22 protein-coding genes and 1 other RNA gene are annotated in these 22,362 nt (G+C 65.8%); 13 read left to right on the top strand and 10 right to left on the bottom strand.

The window, feature by feature from the left end; translation table 11 throughout:
* Positions 1–38 precede the first annotated feature (38 nt).
* The 3 genes from ACXYMN_RS13420 to ACXYMN_RS13410 all read right to left on the bottom strand — a co-directional run bounded on the left by ACXYMN_RS13420 (position 39) and on the right by ACXYMN_RS13410 (position 3,844).
* Positions 39–1,121, bottom strand: a complete 1,083-nt coding sequence (locus ACXYMN_RS13420) for a microcin C ABC transporter permease YejB (protein WP_459014222.1) — start codon at positions 1,119–1,121, stop codon at positions 39–41.
* A gap of 27 nt (positions 1,122–1,148) precedes the next feature.
* Positions 1,149–3,077, bottom strand: coding sequence for an extracellular solute-binding protein (locus ACXYMN_RS13415; RefSeq protein ID WP_459014221.1), 1,929 nt, complete (start codon positions 3,075–3,077; stop codon positions 1,149–1,151).
* Between the two features lie 239 nt (positions 3,078–3,316).
* Positions 3,317–3,844, bottom strand: a complete 528-nt coding sequence (locus ACXYMN_RS13410; protein WP_459014220.1) for a c-type cytochrome — start codon at positions 3,842–3,844, stop codon at positions 3,317–3,319.
* 122 nt (positions 3,845–3,966) lie between these two features.
* Between ACXYMN_RS13410 and ACXYMN_RS13405 the strand changes: the two genes are divergently transcribed.
* The 3 genes from ACXYMN_RS13405 to ACXYMN_RS13395 all read left to right on the top strand — a co-directional run bounded on the left by ACXYMN_RS13405 (position 3,967) and on the right by ACXYMN_RS13395 (position 6,315).
* Positions 3,967–4,806, top strand: a complete 840-nt coding sequence (locus ACXYMN_RS13405; protein ID WP_459014219.1) for a prephenate dehydratase — start codon at positions 3,967–3,969, stop codon at positions 4,804–4,806.
* 139 nt (positions 4,807–4,945) lie between these two features.
* Positions 4,946–5,791 carry a KPN_02809 family neutral zinc metallopeptidase gene (ypfJ, locus tag ACXYMN_RS13400; protein WP_459014218.1) on the top strand — a complete coding sequence of 282 codons (846 nt, stop codon included), beginning with the start codon at positions 4,946–4,948 and terminating at the stop codon, positions 5,789–5,791.
* Positions 5,761–6,315, top strand: coding sequence for a protein-tyrosine phosphatase family protein (locus ACXYMN_RS13395; RefSeq protein WP_459014217.1), 555 nt, complete (start codon positions 5,761–5,763; stop codon positions 6,313–6,315). Before ypfJ ends, ACXYMN_RS13395 begins: the two co-directional genes overlap by 31 nt.
* 207 nt (positions 6,316–6,522) lie before the next feature.
* Here ACXYMN_RS13395 and ffs read toward each other — a convergent pair.
* Both ffs and ACXYMN_RS13385 read right to left on the bottom strand, forming a co-directional pair.
* Positions 6,523–6,620, bottom strand: an RNA gene (gene ffs / locus ACXYMN_RS13390) — signal recognition particle sRNA small type.
* A 55-nt stretch (positions 6,621–6,675) separates the two neighbouring features.
* Positions 6,676–8,493 (bottom strand): bifunctional metallophosphatase/5'-nucleotidase, encoded by a 1,818-nt coding sequence (locus tag ACXYMN_RS13385; RefSeq protein WP_459014216.1) that lies wholly within the window; start codon positions 8,491–8,493, stop codon positions 6,676–6,678.
* Positions 8,494–8,626: 133 nt separating this feature from the next.
* Between ACXYMN_RS13385 and nudC the strand changes: the two genes are divergently transcribed.
* The 3 genes from nudC to ACXYMN_RS13370 all read left to right on the top strand — a co-directional run bounded on the left by nudC (position 8,627) and on the right by ACXYMN_RS13370 (position 11,162).
* A complete protein-coding gene (gene nudC / locus ACXYMN_RS13380; protein WP_459014215.1) occupies positions 8,627–9,595 on the top strand; it encodes an NAD(+) diphosphatase in 969 nt (322 codons plus the stop codon).
* A 59-nt stretch (positions 9,596–9,654) separates the two neighbouring features.
* A complete protein-coding gene (locus ACXYMN_RS13375) occupies positions 9,655–10,119 on the top strand; it encodes an SRPBCC family protein (protein ID WP_459014214.1) in 465 nt (154 codons plus the stop codon).
* A 224-nt stretch (positions 10,120–10,343) separates the two neighbouring features.
* Positions 10,344–11,162, top strand: coding sequence for a DUF4198 domain-containing protein (locus tag ACXYMN_RS13370; protein WP_459014213.1), 819 nt, complete (start codon positions 10,344–10,346; stop codon positions 11,160–11,162).
* A gap of 207 nt (positions 11,163–11,369) precedes the next feature.
* On the opposite strand, the gene hemC is transcribed toward ACXYMN_RS13370, so the two are convergent.
* A complete protein-coding gene (hemC, locus tag ACXYMN_RS13365) occupies positions 11,370–12,323 on the bottom strand; it encodes a hydroxymethylbilane synthase (RefSeq protein ID WP_459014212.1) in 954 nt (317 codons plus the stop codon).
* A gap of 102 nt (positions 12,324–12,425) precedes the next feature.
* Here hemC and hemE point away from each other — a divergent pair, with 102 nt between their 5' ends.
* Complete coding sequence (gene hemE / locus ACXYMN_RS13360) at positions 12,426–13,460, top strand: uroporphyrinogen decarboxylase (RefSeq protein ID WP_459014211.1); 1,035 nt, start codon at positions 12,426–12,428, stop codon at positions 13,458–13,460.
* 31 nt (positions 13,461–13,491) lie between these two features.
* Here the strand turns inward: hemE and ACXYMN_RS13355 are convergent, their stop codons facing one another.
* Positions 13,492–14,466, bottom strand: coding sequence for a DMT family transporter (locus ACXYMN_RS13355; protein ID WP_459014210.1), 975 nt, complete (start codon positions 14,464–14,466; stop codon positions 13,492–13,494).
* 151 nt (positions 14,467–14,617) lie between these two features.
* On the opposite strand from ACXYMN_RS13355, the gene ACXYMN_RS13350 reads away from it, so the two are divergent.
* The 3 genes from ACXYMN_RS13350 to ACXYMN_RS13340 all read left to right on the top strand — a co-directional run bounded on the left by ACXYMN_RS13350 (position 14,618) and on the right by ACXYMN_RS13340 (position 16,906).
* Positions 14,618–15,556, top strand: a complete 939-nt coding sequence (locus ACXYMN_RS13350; RefSeq protein ID WP_459014209.1) for an ABC transporter ATP-binding protein — start codon at positions 14,618–14,620, stop codon at positions 15,554–15,556.
* Positions 15,553–16,314: an ABC transporter permease gene (locus ACXYMN_RS13345; protein WP_459014208.1), complete on the top strand. Its 762-nt coding sequence runs from the start codon at positions 15,553–15,555 to the stop codon at positions 16,312–16,314. The genes ACXYMN_RS13350 and ACXYMN_RS13345 overlap by 4 nt, the downstream gene beginning before the upstream one ends.
* Positions 16,315–16,453: 139 nt before the next feature.
* Positions 16,454–16,906, top strand: a complete 453-nt coding sequence (locus ACXYMN_RS13340; RefSeq protein ID WP_459014207.1) for a cupin domain-containing protein — start codon at positions 16,454–16,456, stop codon at positions 16,904–16,906.
* Positions 16,907–16,973: 67 nt separating this feature from the next.
* On the opposite strand, the gene ACXYMN_RS13335 is transcribed toward ACXYMN_RS13340, so the two are convergent.
* Positions 16,974–18,035 (bottom strand): YeeE/YedE family protein, encoded by a 1,062-nt coding sequence (locus ACXYMN_RS13335; RefSeq protein ID WP_459014206.1) that lies wholly within the window; start codon positions 18,033–18,035, stop codon positions 16,974–16,976.
* Positions 18,036–18,179: 144 nt separating this feature from the next.
* On the opposite strand from ACXYMN_RS13335, the gene ACXYMN_RS13330 reads away from it, so the two are divergent.
* The 3 genes from ACXYMN_RS13330 (at position 18,180) to ACXYMN_RS13320 (ending at position 20,852) form a co-directional block, all read left to right on the top strand.
* A complete protein-coding gene (locus ACXYMN_RS13330) occupies positions 18,180–19,409 on the top strand; it encodes an MFS transporter (protein WP_459014205.1) in 1,230 nt (409 codons plus the stop codon).
* A 117-nt stretch (positions 19,410–19,526) separates the two neighbouring features.
* The gene (locus ACXYMN_RS13325) at positions 19,527–20,396 is read left to right on the top strand and encodes a 50S ribosomal protein L11 methyltransferase (protein WP_459014204.1); all 870 of its coding nucleotides are present in this window, start codon (positions 19,527–19,529) and stop codon (positions 20,394–20,396) included.
* 114 nt (positions 20,397–20,510) lie between these two features.
* Complete coding sequence (locus tag ACXYMN_RS13320; RefSeq protein WP_459014203.1) at positions 20,511–20,852, top strand: hypothetical protein; 342 nt, start codon at positions 20,511–20,513, stop codon at positions 20,850–20,852.
* A gap of 112 nt (positions 20,853–20,964) precedes the next feature.
* On the opposite strand, the gene ACXYMN_RS13315 is transcribed toward ACXYMN_RS13320, so the two are convergent.
* Positions 20,965–21,177 carry a DUF1127 domain-containing protein gene (locus ACXYMN_RS13315; protein WP_459014202.1) on the bottom strand — a complete coding sequence of 71 codons (213 nt, stop codon included), beginning with the start codon at positions 21,175–21,177 and terminating at the stop codon, positions 20,965–20,967.
* 216 nt (positions 21,178–21,393) lie between these two features.
* Positions 21,394–22,308 carry a DMT family transporter gene (locus ACXYMN_RS13310; RefSeq protein ID WP_459014201.1) on the bottom strand — a complete coding sequence of 305 codons (915 nt, stop codon included), beginning with the start codon at positions 22,306–22,308 and terminating at the stop codon, positions 21,394–21,396.
* Between the last annotated feature and the right edge of the window lie 54 nt (positions 22,309–22,362).

The following is a 22,362-nucleotide window of genomic DNA, read 5'->3' as shown; positions in this document are numbered from 1 at the left end:
CGGAGACGACGGTGTTGGGGGGCAGGTCCTTGGTCATCTCAGCCCTCGCGCTTTTCGAAGTCGATGCGCGGATCGACGAGCACATACATCAGGTCCGACAGGATGCCGACGACAAGGCCGATCAGCCCGAAGATGAACAGCGTGCCGAAGATCACCGGGTAATCGCGCGCCACCGCCGCCTCGAAGCCGAGCCGCCCCAGCCCGTCGAGCGAGAAGATCGTCTCGATGATCAGGCTGCCCGAAAAGAAGACCCCGATGAAGACCGCCGGGAAACCCGCGATCACGATCAGCATCGCATTGCGGAAGACATGGCCATACAGAACCTGACGTTCGCCCAGACCCTTGGCGCGCGCGGTGATGACGTATTGTTTCTTGATCTCGTCGAGAAAGGAATTCTTGGTCAGCAAGGTCAGCGTCGCGAAGGCCGCGATGGTCGAGGCCAGCACCGGCAGGGCGATATGCCAGAAGTAGTCCGCCACCTTGCCCAGCAGCGACAGGTCGTCGAAATTGTCCGAGGTCAGGCCGCGCAGCGGAAAGATCTGGTAATAGGACCCGCCCGCGAACAGCACCAGCAGCAGGATCGCGAACAAAAAGCCCGGGATCGCATAGGCCACGATGATCGCGGCAGAGGTCCATGTATCGAAACTGGTGCCGTCCTGCACCGCCTTGCGGATGCCCAGCGGGATCGACACCACATAGGCGATCACCGTCGACCACAGCCCGAGAGAGATCGACACCGGCATCTTTTCGAGGATCAGGTCAAGCACCGAGATCGAGCGGAAGTAGCTCTCTCCGAAGTCGAAGCGCATGTAGTCCCAAAGCATCCCGAGAAAGCGTTGCAGCGGTGGCTTGTCGAAGCCGAATTCGCGCTCAAGCTCGGCGATGAATTCGGGGGGCAGGCCGCGCGCTCCGGCGTATTCCTCGGATCCAGCGCCCGCGCCGCCGGTCTCGTTGCCGCCGCCGGCAAAGCCCTGGAACACGTCGCCTTCGCCCTGTGCCCGCGCGATGATCTGTTCGATCGGACCGCCCGGCACGAACTGGACCAGCGCGAAGTTGATGATCATGATGCCCAGAAGCGTGGGTATGATCAGCAACAGCCGCCGAAGGATATAAGCGCCCATGAATGCCCCGTTTATTGTTGTTATCGCCTAGAGCCTGCCTGCCTGGCGCAGCTTTTCGGCCTTTTCTTCGGAGTACCACCACAGGCCCAGTTCGCCAATGCCATAGCGCGGCGGGGTATCGCCGTAGGGGCGTTCGAACACGTCGAAATAGGCCAGGTTGTGCGACGGGTTGTACCATTGCGGCACCCAGACATGCAGCGCCCGAAGCACCCGGTCGAGGGCACGCACCGCGATTTCAAGCTCGGCGCGGCTTTCGGCCTTGGCGATGATGTCGATCAGGGCGTCCACCGCTTCGTTCTGAAGGCCCGGCACGTTGTTCGAGCCTTCGACATTCGCCGTCTCGGAGCCGAAGATCCCCCGCAACTCGTCGCCCGGTGTCGACGACATCGCAAAGCGCTGGGTCACCATGTCGTAGTCGAAGGTCTTCTCGCGCTCTTGCGCTTCGGCGCTGTCGACGCGGGTGGCGGTGGCCGCGATGCCCAGCCGTTTGAGGTTGTCGATCATCGGGTTGATGATCCGGTCGAAGCTGGGGCTGTCATTGAGCACAGACAGGGTGAATTTCTGGCCATTGCGATAGCGCATGCCGTCGTCGCCCACCTCCCATCCCGCCTCGCTGAGCAGGTTGCCCGCGCGCCTGAGCGCCCGGCGGTCCGCGAGGTCAGACGCCGACGAGACCGCGGGCGTGAAGGCCGGTTCGGTAAAGACCGCTTCGGGCAGCACGTCGCGGAACGGCTCGAGCAACTCCAGTTCGGAACCGTCGAGCATGCCGTCGGCCTGAAGGGTCGCCGAGTTTTCCCAGAAGCTGTCGGTGCGCTTGTAGAGCCCGTAGAACAGCGACTCGTTGGACCATTCGAAGTTGAACGCCATGCCGATTGCTTCGCGCACACGCGGATCCCGGAACTTGTCGCGGCGCAGGTTGAAGAAGAACCCCTGCGTACCCGAGGGTCGGCCATCGGGCAGTTGCTCGACCACGACGGTGCCGTTCTGCACGTTCGGAAAGTCATAGGACGTCGCCCAGAGCTTGGACTGGTATTCCTCGCGGAACAGGTAGGCGCCGCCCTTGAAGGCCTCGAACGCGGTGGTGTAATCGGCGAAATACTCGATCTGGATCTCGTCGAAATTGTTCTGGCCCACATTGACCGGCAGATCGGCGCCCCAGTAATCCGGCCGGCGCACATAAGTGACCGAGCGGCCCGCATCGACGTTCTTCAGGGTGTATTGCCCCGACCCCATCGGCGGCTCCAGGCTGGAATCCCCGAAGTCACGGTCCTTGTAATAGGCCGCCGACAGGATCGGCAGACCGGCGGCGGACATCAGCAATTCGCGCGTGGGGCCGTCGGGATTGAAGGTGAACTTGACCCGGTGCGTATCCAGCGCCTCGACGGTTTCGAAGTCCTTCAAGGCGATGCGGTAGGACGGGCGGCCCTCGGTCACCAGGATATTGTACGAAAACACCACGTCCTCTGCGGTCACCGGTGTGCCATCGCGAAAGGTCGCCTCGGGTCGCATGGTGAAGATCGCCCATTCGCGGCTTTGCGGATACTCGACGCTTTCCGCGACAAGCCCGTACATCGCGTCCGGCTCATCGAGATTGCCGGTCATCAGCGAGTCGTAGAAAATCGACGACAGCGATGCCGCATTGCCCTTGAGCGTGTAGGGCGTGAGGCTGTCGAAGGTGCCGAAGGCCCAGGTCGAGAAGGTGCCACCCTTGGGCGCGTCGGGGTTGACGTAGTCCCAGTGCGCGAAATCGGGCCCGTATTTCAGTTCTCCGAAGGACGAAATGCCATGCGCCTTGATGATCGTCTCGTGGCTTTCGGCCCGCGCGAAGGTCGCGTTCACCGCAAAGGTCAGGGCAATCAGGCACGCAAGGGCCCGCGCGGTCCCGGTCCGGTCGCGGCGCGCGGCGGTTTCTCGGGCATCGCGGTGCGGAGTTCGCGGGCGAAAGGGCAATGTCATCGGCTTCTCCAAAGTCATATCGACCTGATGTCAGGCTAAGAGGCGCGGGGTGCCACATTCAAGTTGCTATTGCGTGATCCGGCTGTAATCGCGTTGCAAGATAGCGCGAATTGACCGGATGTACCGGGGCGCGTGGCGGGGCTTTCGCGCCCGTTCCCGCGCACCCGAACGGAAAAAGGGCGCGGGTTGCCCCACGCCCTTGTCTGTCATCCGTCCCGAAGGTCCCCGGGTGCCTGCGATCAACCGTCGGTCTGGTCGAGGAAGGCGATCAGGTTGACGCGATCCTCGGGCTTGGGAAGGCCGCCGAAGGACATCGTCGTACCCGGTGCCCAGGCGGCAGGCTTTTCAAGAAAGTTGTAGAGGTTCTCGGGCGTCCAGACCTCGGCCTGCTGCGACAGGGCGCCGGAATAGGCCCCGAACCCGTCCGCGGCCCCGATATCGCGGCCCACGACGCCGTAAAGGTAGGGGCCGACCGCGTTGGCGCCGTCCTCGAGCTTGTGGCAGGCGCGGCACTTGGACCAGACGCGCTCACCGGCACCGGCATCGGCGCTGTCCATCAGCGTGGCGAAGTCGACGACCTCTTCTTCTTCCGCTTCGCCGCCGTCTTCCACTTCAATGACGAAGCCGGTCGCCATTTCCTCGCCGTCACCGTGTCCACCACCACCGACGTGATACAGGCCTTCCGCAGCCCAACCGCCGAGCAGGAAGACGAGCAGGGCGCCACAGAATGCGCCCACAATCTTGGTCAATGTCATCGTGTCGAACATGGGTTGCCCATCCATCGCCTTTTCAGAGTTGAGCCGGTTTCTATTGGTTCCCAATCCGAGAGGCAAGGTATACTGACCGCGACGAAACAACCAATCTTGCACCAGTCGGATCGGACCCGCGCATGGCCCATCAAAAAACGATCGCTTTTCAGGGTGAGCCCGGTGCCTATTCGCATCAGGCCTGTATCGAGGCGCGCCCGGATCATGCGGTGATGGCCTGTCGCACCTTCGAGGATGCCATCGAGGCGGTGCGCGGCGGTGCTGCCGATCTGGCCATGCTGCCGGTCGAGAACTCGACCTACGGGCGCGTCGCCGACATCCATTCGCTGCTGCCGCAATCGGACCTGCATATCATCGACGAGGCCTTCGTGCGGGTCCATATCAACCTGCTGGCACTGCCCGGTACAAAACTGGACGCCATCCGCGAGGCGCAAAGCCACACTGTCCTGCTGGGCCAGTGCCGGAAGTTCCTGCAGGCGCACGGGATCCATCGCGTGACCGGGGCCGATACCGCCGGGTCGGCGCGGGCCGTGGCCGAATCGGGCAATCCGGCGCGCGGCGCGCTGGCGGCGGAACTCGCCGGCGAGATCTACGGGCTCGAGGTGCTGGCACGGCATATCGAGGACGAGGGCAACAACACCACGCGCTTTCTGGTCATGGCGCGCGATGCGGACATGACACGCAGGGGCACGCACGGGATGCTGACCACCATCGTGTTTCAGGTCCGCAACATCCCCGCCGCGCTGTACAAGGCGATGGGCGGGTTCGCGACCAACGGTGTGAATATCACCAAGCTCGAAAGCTACATGGTCGGCGGATCGTTCGAGGCGTCGCAGTTCTATCTCGACTTCGAAGGCCATCCCGACGACCCGGAGGTGGCCCGGGCGCTGGAGGAGCTGGACTATTTCACCGAGCACCTAGTCATCCTCGGGACCTATCCGCGCGACAAGCGTCGCGGCTGACACGCCCCGGCGACCGGTCCGCAAAAATGGATGGTGCTTGGCCCGGGCAAGGGCCTTGTCCGTCTGAAAATTTGCCTTAACTCAAACGCGATTGCATGTATCATTGCATGTCATTGACACCTTCGAGGGAGGAAGGTTCATGCGACTGAAGGGCGTGCGGCGCAGCCGCAATGTCGAAGACCGCCGTGGCCGGTCCGGGCGCGCCGTGGGCGGCATCGGCAGCGTCGGCGTGCTTTTCGTGCTTGCCATCGGCTATTTCGCGGGCATCGACGTGACGCCGCTTCTCGAGGGTATGTCGCAGGCGCAACCGCAGTCCACGACCCGGTCGCGGCCATTCACACCCGAAGAGGAACAGGCCGGCGATTTTGCCGCACGGGTGCTTGGATCGACCGAGGTCGTCTGGGACACGGTGCTGCCGACGCAGTCGGGCATGGAATATGTTCCGCCGACCTTGGTGCTGTTTTCGGAAGTGACAAGCTCGCCCTGCGGCGGCGCGTCCGGTGCCACCGGCCCGTTCTACTGCCCGGCGGATGAGAAGGCCTATCTCGACACCTCGTTCTTTGCGACCATGGCGCGGCAACTCGGTGCCAGGGGGGATTTCGCGCAGGCCTACGTGATCGCGCATGAGGTGGCCCATCACGTCCAGAACGAGATCGGCATCCTGGGTGCTGTCAACGCGGAACGCCAGCGTTCGTCAGAGCGGCAGGCCAACGCCCTGACCGTGCGGCTGGAATTGATGGCGGACTGTTTTTCGGGGATCTGGGCCAGCAATGTCGACGGGTTGCTGGAACCCGGTGATCTGGAAGAGGCGCTGAACGCCGCCCGCGCCATCGGCGACGACACGCTGCAACGGCGCGCCGGACGGGTGCCGCAACCGCACACCTTCACGCACGGCACCTCGGCCCAGCGGCAAAGCTGGTTCACCCGCGGATACGAGACCGGACAGATGTCCGAATGCGACACCTTCGCGGCAGATCGGCTGTGATCTCCGAGGCGCAGATGCAGACGATCCATGCGCTGCCGGTCGGCGGCGGGATCCTTGCGATTGCGCCGATGCCCGGTGCCAGCGGTCGGTACGCCGCCGACATCGAACATATCCGCAACTGGGCCCCCGCGCTGGTGCTGTCGCTGGTGACCCATGCCGAGCTGGTGCTTGCCGGTGCGGCGGGCTTCGGCGGTGACATGCAGGATCGCGGCACCCGCTGGGATCATCTGGAGATTGCCGATCTCGCGGCCCCGGGCCCCGGGCTCGATGCGCGCTGGGTCGCGGTTTCGGGGTTCGCACGGCGCGCGCTGCTGGGCGGCGGACGCGTGCTGTTGCACAGCCAGTCGGGCTATGGTCGCTCGGGCATGGCGGCGCTGCGGCTGATGATCGAGACCGGCGACGCCCCGGACGAGGCGCTGGCGCGGCTGCGCGCGGTGCAGCCCCGTGCGGTCAGGAATGCGGCGCAGATGCGCTGGGCGATGGCGGCAGAACGCGCGCCTGCCCTGTTTGTGCGCCACAGCTGACCCGGACCGTCCGGCGCGGACCGCATGTGCCGACCATGTGGCGGGTGTCATGCCGCGTATTTGGAAAATGGAAAGGCAGGGCCGAGGCGTCCGGGGCACGCAGGTGCCGCGTGCGGTCCGCGAGCGTGTCGGGTGATGTCCGGTAAAGCGCCCGCCGCGGGTCGGCTGCCATGGGTGCCGGGTCGGACCGGGCCGGATCGGGCGCATGGGTGAGAGGCTGAACACGACCCAAGCGGGGCTCGTTGCGGCTGCTTCCTTCCGGACCTGACCGGGTTGGCGAGGCGCCTGCCCGCGCCAACCTCTCACTGCCCGAGATAGGTCGCCTCGGATGGATTCGCAACCCCGGGCGCGTTTTGCGCCTTACAGCGTCAGCAACAGCCGCATCAGGCCGTCCGGTGTCGTCTCTGCCGCCTCGAGGCGGGTGTCGGCAAGGTAGGGCCGCGCGCAGGCGGATGTCGCGAAGGAGACGCGCGTGCCGGGGGGGCCGGCGAAGCGCCAGTCGGCACCGGCGCAGGGCGCGATCGGGCTGTGCCGGGCAACATGGGAGGCCACCACGTCCCGCGTCAGGGTGCGCGAGCGGAAGATCACATCGCAGACCGGGTAGCCGCCGCTGCCGGAGGCGCGGTAGTTGTTGGTTGCAAGGATCAGCGGCGCATCGGGTGCCAGCGGGCGGTCATCGGGCCAGCGCAGATCGCGGATGCGGTCCCCTGCCGGGCACGCGAGATCGATGGTGAAGCGGACACCGTGCACGAGGTCGAAATCGTAGCCGACCGCGCCCGGCGCAAAGAGCGGCGAGACCGCCTTGGCGCGGTGCAGGCCCGCAAAGAGCCGGGCCGCCTGTTCGAGCCACGACTTGATTCCGGCCCCGTCTGTCCGGATGGCGGCAACGGTGTTGGGGAAGGGGTAGAGATCGAAGACATTGTGGCGCAGGACCGGTCCGGCCTTGATGTGGGTGTAGTTGTTGGCGCCGTCCGGCCCGCCGGTTTTGAAGGCGGCGGCTGCGGAGAGAAGCGGCAGCGCGGCATGCGGGCTGTCGGCGATGGCCATGCGCACCGCTTCGGCCTGGGCCCGGGCGACCAGGGCGGTGGCCGCCGAGGGCAGCGCGCCCGCGAAGAAGCTGTGCAGCGGCGTGTCGGTCCGACCGATTGCCTCGGTCATCACCGCGCGTGTCCGGGCGTGGCTGGGGGCTGCGATCCGCTTGATTTCGGCGGCGTCGGGGCCGGGCTTCGTGGTCGCAGGTACGAGCGCCGCGTGGCTTGCCGTCACATGCCAGGGGGCGTCATAGCCGGATCGGCGCAGCACCAGGTCGATCTGACCCAGGTGCGACCCGTTGAACCCGGCCGAGACGATCGGGGCGGCCCCGTCGGTCGCCGCCTCGACGGCGATTTCGTGGCGGTGCCCGGCCAGCACCACATCGACCTGGGGCAGTCGCGCCACAAGCCGGGCGGCATCCTCGAGGCCAGACGCCGGGGTCAGTTGGCCGAGCCCGCCATGGCACAGGGCGACGACGATGTCGGCTCCGGCGCGCTTGAGGTCAGGCACCCAGTGCGCCGCGGCATCCAGCACGTCGCGCACTTCGGTCCGTCCCGACAGGTGGTCGTGATCCCAGAGCAGGGTCTGCGGCGGCACCAGCCCGATGACGCCGATCCGGACGTTGTGCCGCACGCCATCGTCGTCCGCGATGCTGCGCTCGAGCATCAGGGTGGTGGGCAGCAAGGGGCGGTCCTGATGCGGCTGCGCGCCCCGTCGCTCGACCAGATTGGTCAGCACGAAGGGAAAGCGCGCCTGCTGGACCCGGGCCAGAAGCGGTTCGATGCCGAAGTTGAAATCATGGTTTCCCGGCACGGCGGCATCGACGCCCAGCGCCCCCAGCGCTTCGGTGATCGGATTGTTTCCGGTGACCGCAGCGCCGATGCCCCGGCCTTGTTCATGCGCCAGCAGATCGGCGAGGGCGGTGCCCTGGTAGGTGTCGCCATTGTCGAACAGCAAGGCATTGGGTTCTTCTGCGCGGGCGGCGGCAATGCGATCCGCGAGGCAGACAAGGCCGGTCCCGGGGGCCGGGAGGTCGCGGTCGTAGTCGTAGTCGAGAAGCCGGGCGTGCAGGTCCGTGATCGCAAGAATGCGAAGCCGGGCCTGGCGCGCACGCGCGGCATCACGATTGGGCCTTGCAGAACCCACGCCCAAATCCTTTTGTTATCCCCGGGGAAAACCTAGGTTGGCGCGGCACATGGCGCAACCATAAGTTGCGACGGCGGTCAAGTTTCGCGTATATTGCGGTATTCGGCCCACAGATTACGAAGAGGGCCCGGCCATGCGCCATGCCGAAGAGGTGACGTTCGGCGGCTCGGCGCTGGATCGGGCGGCGGAGCTGCGCGCTGATCCAACCGCGGTGGCGGCCCGGCTTGCGCAACCGGACACCCGCTTCGTGGTGCTGTGGCGCGGCAAGCCGCTGATCGCGCAGACCAACCCGACGCATCTTTTGCGCCTGCCGCGGGATCATCCCGTTCTGGCGGACGTCGATTTCGCCGAGGTCCTGTTGCTGGGGCGCGAAGGAAAGGCCGCGGTCTTTGCCGCCGACATCTCGGGCTGGCAACCCGAAGGGATCGACGCGGCGGCGCTGGCGGGGTTCGCCGATGCGACCGAACAGGTTCACCCCGCCTGCCGCGAGGGCCGCTTTGCGGAATTGCGCCGGGTGATGACCTGGCTGTCGCCCCGCGACGCGGAACTGGCGGCCTGCGCCCGCGCGGTGCTGAACTGGCACGCGAGCCACGCCTTCTGTTCCACATGCGGCGCACCGTCCGAAATGGCGCAGGCCGGGTGGCAACGGATCTGTCCTGTCTGCCGGGCGGCGCATTTTCCGCGCATCGATCCGGTGGTCATCATGCTGATCACGCACGGTCCCCACACCTTGCTGGGCCGCTCGCCGGGGTGGCCCGAGGGGATGTATTCCTGCCTTGCGGGCTTTGTGGAGCCGGGCGAGACCATGGAGGCGGCGGTGCGCCGCGAGGTCATGGAAGAGACCGGCGTGCGGGTCGGGGCCGTGCGCTATCTTGCCAGTCAGCCCTGGGCCTTTCCGAACTCGCTGATGATCGGCTGTCACGGCACCGCGCTGAGCACCGAGCTTGTCATCGATCCCAACGAAATCGAAGACGCGCAATGGGTCACGCGCGAGCGGCTGGTGGCCACCATGGCCGGGCATGAAACCGGGTTGCTGCCCGCACGGAAGGGGGCGATCGCGCATTTCATGCTGCGCAACTGGCTTGCAGATCGGCTCGATTGAGGGGAAAGTCCGCCCAACAATCACGTTCCGGTCCAGCCGGGCAGAGACAAGGGCGGGTCATGGAATTTTCCCACAAAGAAGACATCGAAGCGCCGCTCGAGCAGGTGTTCGCGGAACTCAGCGATTTCGACCAGATCGAGCGCTCGATCCTGCGCCGGGGCATGCAGGTGGCGCGGACGGACCAGCTGTCAGAGGTGGGCGCGGGCATGGCCTGGGCCGCAACCTTCACCTTTCGCGGCAAGCCGCGCGATGCCGACATCACCCTGACGCGGTATGAGCCGCCGACGCTGATGGTGTTCGAAAGCACGTCCGGCGGGCTCGAGACCCGCAGCATCGTCGAATGCGTGGCGCTGTCACGCTCGCGCACGCGGGTCAGCTTTGACGCGACGCTGACCCCGAAGACGCTGTCGGCGCGGCTTGTCGTGCAGTCGATGAAGCTGGCCAAGGGCCGGATCGACCGCAAGTTCAAGGCGCGACTGGCCGAGGCGGCGACCGAACTTGAGCGACGCCTGAAGGCGGTCTGAGCCGGGGGCGGGGGGTCGCGGGCATCCGCCGGAGCGGCGCAGGTCCGCGCCCTGGCGGTTGCGCCACGTGACGCGGGCGTGATCTGCGGGCGATTGCAGTTGTGGCCGGGGGGGCTAGGTTAGTTCCGAACCGTCAGACCCCCGGTCGGTCAGCACCTCTGGTGGGCCGGGCGTTAACTCAGACACACACACTCTTTCAGACAGACACCCAGTCGGAGCTTGCCATGACGTCCAAAGTTTTTCGCGCCATCCTCGCCACGCTGCTTGCGAGCGGGATGAGCGCCCCTGCGCTGGCGCACGAGTTCTGGATTCAGCCGACGCAGTACCAGGTCGCCGCCGGGGGCGATGTGGTTGCAGACATCCGTGTCGGTCAGGATTTCAAGGGCGTCGCATATTCCTACATCCCGCCGAATTTCGCGCGTTTCGATCTGGTCATGGGCGACACGGTCCTGCCGGTCGAGGGGCGCGCGGGTGACCGTCCCGCCCTGCAGATGGCAGCGCCCGGCGATGGGCTGGTCATCGTCGTGCATCAGACCAAGGTCTACAAGTTGGTCTATACCGACTTCGACAAGTTCAGCGATTTCGTCACCCACAAGGATGCGGCCTGGGCGCTTGACCGGTTCGAGGAACGCGGTCTCGATCCCGGGAACGTGCGCGAGAACTATACCCGCTTCGGCAAAAGCCTGATCGCCGTGGGCGCGGGCGACGGGGTCGATCGCGAGGTCGGGTTGCTGACCGAGATCGTGGCCGAGGCCAACCCCTATACCGACGATCTGTCGGGCGGTCTTCCGGTGCGCGTGCTGTTTGAGGGCACACCGAGGGCCGCCGCGCAGGTCGAGCTTTTCGCCCGTCTGCCCGACGGCACGGTCGAGGTCACCACCCATGAGACCGATGCCGATGGCCGCGCCGTCCTGCCCGCGTCGCCCGGCGTCGAATACCTCGCCGATGCGGTGGTGATAAGGGAACTGGACGCCGAGCTGGCGACCGACCCGACCTGGGAATCGCTCTGGGCGTCGCTGACCTACAAAATTCCCGCGGAGTGACAGAAGCGGTTTCGCCTCGGGCCTTGCCCGAGGCGACCGGCGCGCATGGCGCGGCCCAGAGGGCCGCACCATGCGCGTTGGAGGCGCTGCCTCCAAACCTCCGGGCGACATCTTGAAAGATGAAGGGCACCACGCCCATCCGGTGACGGGATCGGGCAGGTCGGTCGGCATGGCGGTGGGCATGGCGGTGGGTGGCCAGGGTGCCGGTCAGGCGGGCGCGATCCAGTCAAAGAAATCCGGCCCGGCCCGCTCCAGAAGGTCGCGCGCCAGATCGCGGCCCATGGCGGGGCCGTCCTCGATCGGGCCGGTGCGCGTATCGGCATGGGCTTCCGAGCCGTCCGGGCGCAGCACCTCGCCCCGGAGGTGCAGTGTTCCGTTCCCGAGCGTGGCCAGCCCCGCAATCGGGGTTTCGCAGGACCCGTCGAGCGCCGCGAGGAAAGCGCGTTCGGCGGCGATGCGCTGACCGGTTTCGGTGTCGTGGATCGCCGACAGCATCTCGGCGGTGCGGGTGTCGTCGCGCCGCCGCTCGATGCCGATGGCACCCTGCGCCACGGCGGGCAGCATGTCGGTCACCTCGATGGGGTGTTGTGGCACGTCGTCCATGCGCAACCGGTTCAGTCCGGCCCGGGCCAGGAAGGTGGCGCGCGCCACGCCGTCCTCCAACTTTTTCAGCCGGGTCTGCAAATTGCCGCGAAACTCGACAACGTCAAGATCGGGCCTGCGCACCAGAAGCTGGGCGCGCCGACGCAGGCTCGAGGTGCCCACCGTCGCCCCCTCGGGCAGGTCCGCCAGCGCCGAGAACTCGGGCGAGATGAACGCATCGCGTGGATCCTCGCGCGGCAGGTAGGTATCGAGCAGCAGCCCTTCGGGTTGCAGGACCGGCATGTCCTTCATCGAATGCACCGCGATGTCGATGGCCCCTGACAGCATGTCGGCCTCGATCTCGCGGGTAAACAGCCCCTTGCCGCCGATCTCTTTCAGCGGGCGGTCGATGATCTTGTCGCCGGTGGTCTTGATCACAACGATGGTGAAGGCCTCGAATGGCAGATCGAAGGCGCGCGCCAGCCGCTCGCGGGTCTCGTTGGCCTGGGCCAGCGCGAGGAGCGAACCGCGCGTTCCTATGCGCAGCGGCGAGGCGGGAGAGGGCAGGTCGATATTCATGCGGCATGCTTATGCGGGCGGGATCGGGGTGACAAGCAGGCTTGACACCGCCTGGCCGACATCGGACCACGAGGCCGGAAACGACGGAAGGCAGCCAAGCCCATGACCAAGACAATTCTGCGCGCGCTTCGCGGCGAAACGCTGCCGACGCCGCCGATCTGGATGATGCGCCAGGCGGGGCGCTACCTGCCGGAATACAAGGCCACGCGCGCCGAGGCGGGGGATTTCCTGTCGCTCTGCTACAACCCCGAACTGGCGACAGAGGTGACGTTGCAGCCGATCCGGCGCTACGGCTTCGACGCGGCCATCCTGTTTGCCGACATCCTGCTGCTGCCGCAGGCGCTGGGCGCGGATCTGTGGTTCGTCACCGGCGAAGGCCCGCGGCTGTCGACGATCACCAGCCAGGCCGATTTCGACAAGCTCAAGCCGGTTGCGGATATCGACGACACGCTGTCGCCGATCTACGAGACGGTGCGCCGCCTGTCCAAGGCGCTGCCCGAAGAGACCACGCTGATCGGCTTTGCCGGCGCGCCCTGGACCGTGGCCACCTACATGATCGCGGGCAAGGGCACGCCCGACCAGGGTCCGGCACATGCGCTCAAGGCGGAAAACCGGGCGTTGTTCGAGGCGCTTCTCGAGCGGCTGACGGAAGGCACGATCGAGTATCTGTCGCGGCAGGTCGAGGCCGGGGCCGAAGTGGTCAAGATCTTCGACAGCTGGGCCGGATCGCTGAAGGGGGACGATTTCGTCAACTATGCGCAGGAACCGGCGCGCATCATCATATCAGAGCTGAAGGCGCGGTTCCCGGACCTGCCGGTCATCGCTTTCCCGCGTCAGGGCGGCGATTTCTACAAGGGGTTCCACGCCGCGACCGGGGCCGATTGCGTGGCGATCGACGACAGCGTGCCCCCGGAATGGATCGCCGAGCATGTCCAGCCCCATGGGTGCGTGCAGGGCAACCTCGCATCCCGGCACATGGTTACCGGCGGCGACGATCTGGTGCGCGAGACCCGGCATGTGGTCGAGGCGCTGAAACACGGACCGCACATCTTCAATCTCGGCCACGGGATCACGCCCGACGCGGACCCGGAAAACGTGCAGCTGATGATCGACACGGTGCGCGGCACAAGCCGCTGACGCCAGGGTCGGTGCCGGAAAGCGGCGCGGATCAACGGCGGAAGGGTCGTGTCCATCGCCCCGGCGAGGGCCGCGCCGTGGACTTCTCGCGGAAGAACACCACCAGGCCCGCAACGACGATCAGCCCGGACCCCGCCCAGGTCATCGCCGCGGGCCATTCGCCGAACACCAGCCAGCCCCAGAGGATCGCCAGCGGCAGTCCGAGATATTCGAAGGGCGCAATGACCGAGGCATTGGCCAGACGGTAGGCCGCCGACATGCAGTAGCCGACAAAACCGGACGTGACCCCAAGCCCCAGAAAGACCGGCCAATCGGCTGCGTACGGCCAGGTCCAGGCGCGCAGCAGGAAGACCAGGCTGCCGTTGGATTGCCCTTGCGCGAAGCGACCGTCACCCGCGACCAGGTAGAACAGCACCGACACGGTTACGAACATGCTCTGGATATAGACCGCCAGCGCCGAGGCCGGGGCCCGGGCCCCGAGCTTGCGGGTCAGAACCTGCATACTGGCATAGAGAAACGCCGCCAGTACCGGCAGGAAAAACACCAGCGGCGGCACGTTACCCGCACTTTCGGCACCCGGGGCCTGCATCAACAGCACGCCCGCGAACCCGCCAATAACCGCGATCAGCCGCACCGGGCCGACGGTTTCGCCCAGAAACGGGATCGACAGCAGCGTGATGAACAGCGGCGCCACGAAGAACAGCGCCGTGGCCTGCGCCAGCGGCAGCACCGCGACGGCCGCGTAGAAGGTCATGTTGGCGGCCACCACGAACAGCCCGCGCAGCACATGCAGGCCGGGCGTCGCGGTCCGGAGCCGGGCGAACCCGCCCTCGAACTGCAGCAGTGTCAGGGTCAGACACAGGGCTATCGACGATCGGACGAAGACGATCTGGTGCAACGGATAGTCGCCCGACAAACGCTTGATCAGCAGGTCGTTCACCGAAATCGCCGCCACGCCGAGGCAGACGAGCACAATACCGAGGGCAGGGCGATCCGGGGATGTCATGCGACTGGCCTAGCCTGACTGGACGCGGCAAGAAACAGGATTCATGCGCGACCCGAGAGGGCCCGCGCGCCGGACCTCTGCGTTTGCGCACGTTGCCGCGGGGACAAATTCGGCTACCGTTGCGATCCACACTGATCCGGAGGCGCGCGACATGACCGCAATGGTCGAAATCGACAGGGTCGAGAAGACCTACGAGGGCGGATTTCAGGCGCTGAAGGACATCAGCCTCGAGATTGCACAAGGCGAGATCCTGGCGCTGCTTGGCCCCAACGGCGCGGGCAAGACCACGCTGATCTCGGCGATCTGCGGCATCACCACCCCGACGGGCGGGACGATCCGCGTCGGCGGGCATGACGTGGTGCAGGATTTCCGCGCCGCGCGCGCGCTGATCGGTCTTGTGCCGCAGGAACTGTCGCTGGAACCCTTCGAGACGGTCTGGGCCGCGGTGCACTTTTCGCGCGGGCTGTTCGGGGCGGCGCGCGACGATGCCTATCTCGACGATCTGCTCAGACGGCTGTCGCTGCACGACAAGAAGCACACCCAGTTGCAGCATCTTTCGGGCGGCATGAAACGCCGGGTCCTCATCGCCAAGGCGCTCAGCCACGAGCCCAAGGTGCTGTTCCTCGACGAGCCGACTGCCGGCGTCGACGTGGAGTTGCGCCGCGACATGTGGGACATCGTGGCGAAGCTGCAGAAAACCGGCGTCACCATCATTCTGACCACCCACTATATCGAGGAAGCCGAGGCCATGGCCGACCGGATCGGCGTCATCTCGAAGGGGGAATTGCTGCTGGTCGAAAAGACCTCGGAACTGATGGCGCGCCTCGGGCAGAAGGAATTGCGCATCACGCTGAATGCGCCCCTGCAATCGATCCCAAAGCGGCTGTCGGACTACGATCTGGCGCTGTCGGAAGATGGCGAGACACTGTCCTACAGCTATGACACCCGGGCAGAGCGCACCGGCATCGCCCGGCTGATCGTCGCCTTGTCCGACGCGGGCATCATCATCGCCGATGTCGAGACGCGGCAAAGCTCGCTCGAAGAGATATTCGTGGGCCTCGTGAACACGGATCAAGGAGCGGCGGCATGAACTGGACAGCGGTCTGGGCGATCTATCGGTTCGAGATGGCGCGCTTCGTGCGCACCTTCCTGCAATCCATCATCTCTCCGGTGATCTCGACCTCGCTCTACTTCGTGGTCTTCGGCGCCGCCATCGGCAGCCGCATCGAAGAGGTCGACGGGGTCTCCTACGGCGCATTCATCGTGCCCGGGCTGATCATGCTGACGGTGATGACGCAGGCGATCTCGAACGCCTCCTTCGGGATCTACTTTCCGAAATTCATCGGCACCATCTATGAATTGCTGTCCGCCCCGATCAGCTTCGCCGAGGTGATCTTCGGCTATGTTGGCGCGGCGGCGACAAAGGCGCTGTTCATCGGCGTGATGATCCTGATCACGGCGGCGTTCTTCGTTGAATTGCGGATCCAGAACTGGCCCGCCATGATCGCCTTCCTGCTGCTGACCTGCATCAGCTTTTCGCTCTTGGGCTTCATCATCGGTATCTGGGCGTCGAACTTCGAGCAGCTGCAGCTGGTGCCGCTGTTGATCGTCACGCCGCTGGTGTTTCTGGGGGGGTCGTTCTACTCGATCTCGATGCTGCCCCCGGCATGGCAGACGGTCGCGATGTTCAACCCGGTGGTCTACCTGATCTCGGGGTTCCGCTGGGCGTTCTTCGGGCTGGCGGATGTGCCGGTCGGGATCAGCCTGCTGGCCATTGGCGGTTTCACCGCGCTCTGCGTCCTTGCGGTCTGGTGGATCTTCAAGACCGGCTGGCGGATCCGCAGCTGAGGTCTGTTTGCGACAGCCCGGCGGGTGGAACGGTCGCAAATGCGCAGTCTGATTCCGACCGGTCATGTCGCACCGGGTACAGCAGAAAGATCGGTGTCTGCCCATAAACGGCGCATGGTTCGGAAGGGGAGGGACGGCCTTGGCTTTTGCGGAAACGATGTCCGGCGGGTTCGCCGATACCTATCTCGATGGCCTGCCGGTCGTCGCCAATGCAGACCATGCGCCGCTTGAGGGCGGCGAGGATCCGGCCTTCGGCACCGTGCGCTGGAAGACGCTGTTTTCCGCCGATCGCACAAAGACCGCGGGCATGACCCTTGGCGTGGCCGAGTTCGGCGCGGGCGGTACGCTGCTGCCGCACCGGCACGGCCCGGCAGAGTTCTATTTCGGACTGGCGGGATCGGGGATCGTCACCATCGACGGGGTCGCGCACGAGATCATGCCGAACGTGGCGATCTTCATTCCCGCCGATGCCGAGCATGACACCGTTGCCGGTGCGGATGGCCTGCGGTTTCTCTATGGCTTTCCGAAAGACCGGTTCTCGGACGTGGAATACCGCTTTACCAAAAGCGCGGGCACGCTGACGCAGATCTAGCTGACGCAGATCTAGGCCGCGGCGGGCCGGATCTGGCCGGTCAGGGGTTGGGTTTCACTCCGGGGCTTCACGCCGGGGCGGCAGCGACGCCCCGGTTCAGCGCGATATGGGTCAACATCCCGCCAACCCACATCGCGGTCAGCGCCAGCCAGGCGGTGCCCGCAAAGATCGATCCGCCGGTCACGCCCGCACCGATGGCGCAGCCACCGGCCAGCATCCCGCCAAAGCCCATCAGCGCCGCGCCGATCATCGCGTGGCGCATGGGGGTGGGGCCCTCGAAGCCCTGAAATTTCAGCTCTCCCGTGACCGCGGCGGCCAGAAACGCGCCAAGAAACACGCCCGGCACCAGCCCGACATCGAAGCCAAGCACCGGGTTGCGTTCGAGGAAGAACATCAGCGTATGCGCCGAAGGTCCGGTAAAGGTGGCCGAAGTCACGCTCACCGGCTCGAATGCAACGGACGAGAGCGCGTAGGTCAGCCCGTAGCCCACCGCCACCGCAAAACCGACGCCCGAGGCAAAGATCAGCCGCGCGGCACCAATCCGCTGACGCCGCGACAATTCTAGCGCGAAAAGCGCGATCACGCAGCCCAGTACCAGCCCCGACCCTTGGGGCAGACCGAAAGCGGCCAGCAGATCGACATTGCGCCCACCTTCGGTGACCCAGATTCGCGCCAGCCCGTCGCGCACCGGGGCCAGCCAGCCCGACAGGCTCATTTGCGCGACCACCGCGAAGATCAGCCCCGAGACGACAGAGCGCAGGTTGCCCGTCGCCGCCAGCACCAGAAGCCGCCCCGAGCAGCCCTTGGCAAGGATCATGCCGACGCCGAACAAGAGCCCGCCGATCACCGCACCCGACCAACTGCCGGGCACGGCCATGATCCGCGCCTGCGCCGGATCGAACAGACCCAGCGCCCGCGCCCCCTGCACCCAGACCAACGCTGTCGAGAAGGTCAGCAGCCAGACCGCCAGCCGGTCGCCTAGCCGCCCGCCGGCAAACTCGGCCACCGCCGCGCGCAGGCAGAAGCGTGATCGCTGCGCCGCGACGCCGAATATCAGCCCCGTGGCGAGGCCGAACAGCGCCGCGGTGGGCGCTTCTCCGATGCGGTCGATCAGGGCAATGAGGTCCATGGCGAAGCGTTCCTTTCCCGCGCGGATATCGCATGGCCCGGTGGGTCGCACCTTGATCTGAATCACCATCGGTGGATTTTCGCAGTCCGGGCCTCGCGTTTTTGCCGTCTCGCCAAGTGGCGCAATTCGGAGTAACGCAAGGCCATGAACATCCTGCCCCTCGCCGAGGCCCAGGCGCTGCCGCTTCGCAAGCGTCCCGTGATGCTGCTGTTTCTCATGGCCATCGCGATGCCGCTGAGCTTTGCGACGTGGTCGGCGCTCTTGAACAACTTCGTCATCGAGGTCGCGGATTTCGACGGCTCCGACATCGGCTGGCTGCACACGGTGCGCGAGATCCCGGGATTTCTTGCCGTGGGCGTGATCGCGGTGATCATCTTCGTGCGCGAACAGGTGCTGGCGCTGGTATCGCTGATGCTGCTGGGGGTGGCGACGGCGATCACCGCCTTCTTTCCGTCGATGGCGGGCATCCTGACGATCACGATGCTGTCCTCGATCGGCTTTCACTACTACGAAACGGTCAACCAGTCGCTGCAGCTGCAATGGCTGCCCAAGAAGGACGCGCCGCGCATCCTGGGCCTGCTGGTTGCCGCCGCATCCGCCGCGACGCTGGTGGCCTATGTGGCCATCGTCATGACGTGGGAGGCCTTCGATCTTTCCTACGCCTTCGTCTACATGGCGTCGGGGGCGATGACGCTGATCATCGTGGCCTATTGCTGGTTCGCCTTTCCGCAATTCGAAGCCCCAAACCCGCAGATCAAGAAATTCATCCTGCGCCGCCGTTACTGGCTTTATTACGCGCTGCAGTTCATGTCCGGCGCGCGGCGGCAGATCTTCGTCGTCTTCGCGGGCTTCATGATGGTCGAGAAGTTCGGATTCGAGGTGCACGAGGTCACCGGCCTGTTCCTGATCAACCTGGTCGCCAACATGATCTTCGCGCCGCTGATGGGGCGTGCGGTCGGGCATTTCGGCGAACGCAACGCGCTGGTCTTCGAATATGTCGGGCTGACCGTCGTGTTCCTGGCCTATGGCGGGCTTTACTGGTTCGGCTGGGGCGTGGTGCTGGCGGCGATCCTCTATGTGATCGATCACATCTTCTTTGCGCTGGCGCTGGCGCTGAAGACCTATTTCCAGAAGATCGCCGATCCGGGCGACATCGCGCCCACCGCCGCCGTGGCCTTCACCATCAACCATATCGCCGCCGTGTTCCTGCCCGCGCTCTTGGGGTATCTCTGGCTGATCTCTCCGCAATCGGTGTTCACGCTGGCCGCCGGGATGGCGCTGACATCGCTGACGCTGGCGCTGATGATCCCGCGCCATCCCGAACCCGGCAACGAAACGATCTTCGCCCGTCTGGCCACCGCCCCGGCAGAATAGGCCCGCGCGGACCATCGCGCTTGCGGCACCGCGCGGTCCGTGAAAAAAACCGGCAATCGCGCGCCCGCCGCGCGCCGCCCGCGACACCTTTGCCGCGTCCATCAGAAAGACCTGTCCATGCCCACTTTCACCGCCACCACGACCCTGTTCGGCAAGGATCAGGCCGAAGCGCTGGGGGCCGCGCTGGACGACCTCGACCCGGCACCGACCGGCGTCGGCGTCTTCGAGGTCGAGGACGGATCGGGCCAGTGGGAGGTGGGCGGCTATTTCGACGCCCCGCCCCCTGAGACGGAACTGGCGCTGCTGGCGGCGGCCTATGATGCGGCATCTTTCACCGTCGAAGAGCTGCCCGAGATCGACTGGGTCGCCAAGGTGCGCCGCGAGCTGTCGCCGGTCGAGGCCGGGCGCTTCTTCGTCTATGGCAGCCACGATGCCGACCGCGTGCCCGATGGCGTCGAGCCGCTGCTGATCGAGGCGGCGATGGCGTTCGGCACCGGCCATCACGGCACCACCTTGGGCTGCCTGCGGGCGCTTGACCGGCTGATCGACGCAGGCGTGGTCAAGCACAACGTCATCGACGTGGGCTGCGGCACCGCGGTGCTGGCCATGGCCGCCGCGCGGATCTGGCCAGAAACGGCGCTGGCGTCGGATATCGACGCCGTCGCGGTCGAGGTCGCCGAAACCAACGTGCGGGCCAACGCGCTTGACGGTCGGGTCCGGTGCGTCGAGGCGACGGGGTTCGCGCATCCCGACATTGCCGCCGCCGCGCCCTTCGATCTGGTCTTCGCCAATATCCTGATGGGCCCGCTGATCGACCTGGCACCCGACATGGCCCGTCATTCCGCCCCGGGGGCGCATGCGATCCTCTCGGGCATCCTCAATGAGCAGGCCGACGAGGTGGTGACAGTGTATCTCGCGAACGGATACAATCTGTCCCATCGCGAAAAAATCAATGAGTGGACGACACTTACGCTGGAACGCCCGTAGCCCGCGTTAACCATGCCCCGCCGATCCATCGCAATAATCTAAAATTCGCCATAATTCCGCTATAACCCGGTTTCGGTCGCAAGTGGGGACTCGGGATCCGTTGATGAGGTTGTTATGGAAATTGCACAAAAAGATTTTTTGAAACGCCAGAAGTCCATCAAGAAGAAACATCGGCGTCTGGCTGACGGTTATGTCACCCGCGTCAACAAGGTCGGTGTCATCGAACATCGCCCGCGCCGCTCTGTCGGACGCACCACCCTCATGCCGATCGTGCTTCTCGGCGTGCTGTTCCTGGGCTTCAAGGTGATGCTGCTGACCTATCTCGGCGAAGAGCAGTACCTGAGCCATGTCGATGCGCTGACCAGCGGTGGTCTGGTCGAGCAGATCGGCGCGCGTGTCATGCAGATCGATCCGGCAACGGCGCGCATGACGGAACTTGTGGCGGGCGTGCTCTAGGCCGGTCCCGGCCCCGGACAAATCGCCAGGGTCCCGGACCTGAAATGCCTCGCCCCGCGTCGCCGGGGCGTCGCCGTGGTGACGACCCCGCAATGCGCCCCGTCAGGTCCGCTCAGCGAAACCTGCGCGCGGCATATTCGATATCGGCGCGGGTCAGACCGATATCGTCCAGCTCGTAATCGCTGAGCTGGTTCAGCGCGCGACGGGTGATGCGGCGGTCGTTCCATGCGACGGCGGTTGTGGTTGCCTGCATGAACAAAGCGCCGATCCGACCGGCCATGCCGATGGGGCCGACCTGCGGATTCCGGGTATCGAGAAGTGCCATCTGATGTCCTGACAACTGAAAGGTGCGAGCGGTGCTGCTCAAGCGCACCTAGAGACCCGCCAAACCCCGGACAAGCTGCCGGATACGCATAGCACATATGCGATTTCCGCAGATCGGGCGTGCCACCGCAAGTGCTTGATCCGGCGTCGCTTTCAGCCCGCAGATCCTGCTGGGGCCGCGCCTGGCATGCGCTGGATCCCGCGCATCGCGCGCGCGTCATCCCTGCCGTTCGGATCGCTCGACGGGCCACAGCTCGAGGATACCGGCCAGAAGCACCAGCCCGCCGCCCGCCAGCTCTGCCAGATTGAGATGCTCCTGCGCGAAGATCGCAGCCGACAGCGACCCGATCAGAACCTCTGCCATCAACAGAATACCGACCCGCGCGGGTTCCAGCCGCATGGTCGCCCACATCAGGCCGACCATCGATGCGGCCCACCAGACCGCGCCGGTCAGCAGCGCCGTGCCAAGGGCCGCGATCCACCGCACGTCTGCGACCTCGGCGGCGGTCGCCGCGCCCACTGGTCGCGGCGGCGGCAGCGCAGCCATCGCCAGCGCCGCCAATGCCGCCCCGAGGGCAAAGACAAAAGCCGACTGCGCCGGGGCCACGACCGACCGCGTGCGGATCCCGGTCGTGGCCACCGACCAGCCGATACCCGATGCCAGCGCCATCCATTCGCCCGGGTTGCGCGGTACGGGCCATTCGCCATGCGCGCTCAGCATCACCCCGAGGCCCAGCACCCCCAGGGCAATCGCGGCGATACGCAGGCGCGGCGTGTACCAGCCCAGAACGTAGCGGGCGATCAGCGTGCTCCAGACCGGGGTCAGAAAGAACAGCAGGATAATGATCGCGACCCGCCCGTAGACGAGGCCGATGGAATAAAGCGCGAATGCCGCGCCGCCCAGCACCAGAAAGGCCAGCGCCACCGGGTCGGCTGCCGAAAGCGCCCTGCGCCGCCGGATCGCACCCGGCAGCAGCACAAGCGCCGCGGCAAGCGCGATCGCGAACGTGCCCCAGGCCCCCGGCAGGCCCGCGCCCTCGAGCTGCCGCACCGGCACCCAGTAGATCCCCCAAAGCGAACCCGTCGCGATCACGACGGCGGTGGCAAGGGCTGTTTCGCGATCGTTCTGCATGGCCGTCCCGCTACCCGACGGCGGGCGCTTTGGCAAAGCCCGCATCGCGCAGCG

It is taken from the genome of Roseivivax sp. CAU 1753 (assembly GCF_054482575.1).
This window is presented reverse-complemented; position numbering and strand designations above follow the sequence as displayed.

Excerpts from the sequence above, each read along its gene's own strand:
- ACXYMN_RS13325 (WP_459014204.1), top strand. The coding sequence starts at position 19,527 with ATGCCCACTTTCACCGCCACCACGACCCTGTTCGGCAAGGATCAGGCC.
- ACXYMN_RS13410 (WP_459014220.1), bottom strand. The coding sequence starts at position 3,844 with ATGTTCGACACGATGACATTGACCAAGATTGTGGGCGCATTCTGTGGC.
- ACXYMN_RS13330 (WP_459014205.1), top strand. The coding sequence starts at position 18,180 with ATGAACATCCTGCCCCTCGCCGAGGCCCAGGCGCTGCCGCTTCGCAAG.
- ACXYMN_RS13415 (WP_459014221.1), bottom strand. The coding sequence starts at position 3,077 with ATGACATTGCCCTTTCGCCCGCGAACTCCGCACCGCGATGCCCGAGAA.
- ACXYMN_RS13335 (WP_459014206.1), bottom strand. The coding sequence starts at position 18,035 with ATGGACCTCATTGCCCTGATCGACCGCATCGGAGAAGCGCCCACCGCG.
- hemE (WP_459014211.1), top strand. The coding sequence starts at position 12,426 with ATGACCAAGACAATTCTGCGCGCGCTTCGCGGCGAAACGCTGCCGACG.
- ACXYMN_RS13310 (WP_459014201.1), bottom strand. The coding sequence starts at position 22,308 with ATGCAGAACGATCGCGAAACAGCCCTTGCCACCGCCGTCGTGATCGCG.
- ACXYMN_RS13315 (WP_459014202.1), bottom strand. The coding sequence starts at position 21,177 with ATGGCACTTCTCGATACCCGGAATCCGCAGGTCGGCCCCATCGGCATG.
- ACXYMN_RS13320 (WP_459014203.1), top strand. The coding sequence starts at position 20,511 with ATGGAAATTGCACAAAAAGATTTTTTGAAACGCCAGAAGTCCATCAAG.
- ACXYMN_RS13405 (WP_459014219.1), top strand. The coding sequence starts at position 3,967 with ATGGCCCATCAAAAAACGATCGCTTTTCAGGGTGAGCCCGGTGCCTAT.
- ypfJ (WP_459014218.1), top strand. The coding sequence starts at position 4,946 with ATGCGACTGAAGGGCGTGCGGCGCAGCCGCAATGTCGAAGACCGCCGT.
- ACXYMN_RS13355 (WP_459014210.1), bottom strand. The coding sequence starts at position 14,466 with ATGACATCCCCGGATCGCCCTGCCCTCGGTATTGTGCTCGTCTGCCTC.
- ACXYMN_RS13345 (WP_459014208.1), top strand. The coding sequence starts at position 15,553 with ATGAACTGGACAGCGGTCTGGGCGATCTATCGGTTCGAGATGGCGCGC.
- ACXYMN_RS13420 (WP_459014222.1), bottom strand. The coding sequence starts at position 1,121 with ATGGGCGCTTATATCCTTCGGCGGCTGTTGCTGATCATACCCACGCTT.
- hemC (WP_459014212.1), bottom strand. The coding sequence starts at position 12,323 with ATGAATATCGACCTGCCCTCTCCCGCCTCGCCGCTGCGCATAGGAACG.
- ACXYMN_RS13395 (WP_459014217.1), top strand. The coding sequence starts at position 5,761 with ATGCGACACCTTCGCGGCAGATCGGCTGTGATCTCCGAGGCGCAGATG.
- ACXYMN_RS13370 (WP_459014213.1), top strand. The coding sequence starts at position 10,344 with ATGACGTCCAAAGTTTTTCGCGCCATCCTCGCCACGCTGCTTGCGAGC.
- ACXYMN_RS13375 (WP_459014214.1), top strand. The coding sequence starts at position 9,655 with ATGGAATTTTCCCACAAAGAAGACATCGAAGCGCCGCTCGAGCAGGTG.
- nudC (WP_459014215.1), top strand. The coding sequence starts at position 8,627 with ATGCGCCATGCCGAAGAGGTGACGTTCGGCGGCTCGGCGCTGGATCGG.
- ACXYMN_RS13350 (WP_459014209.1), top strand. The coding sequence starts at position 14,618 with ATGACCGCAATGGTCGAAATCGACAGGGTCGAGAAGACCTACGAGGGC.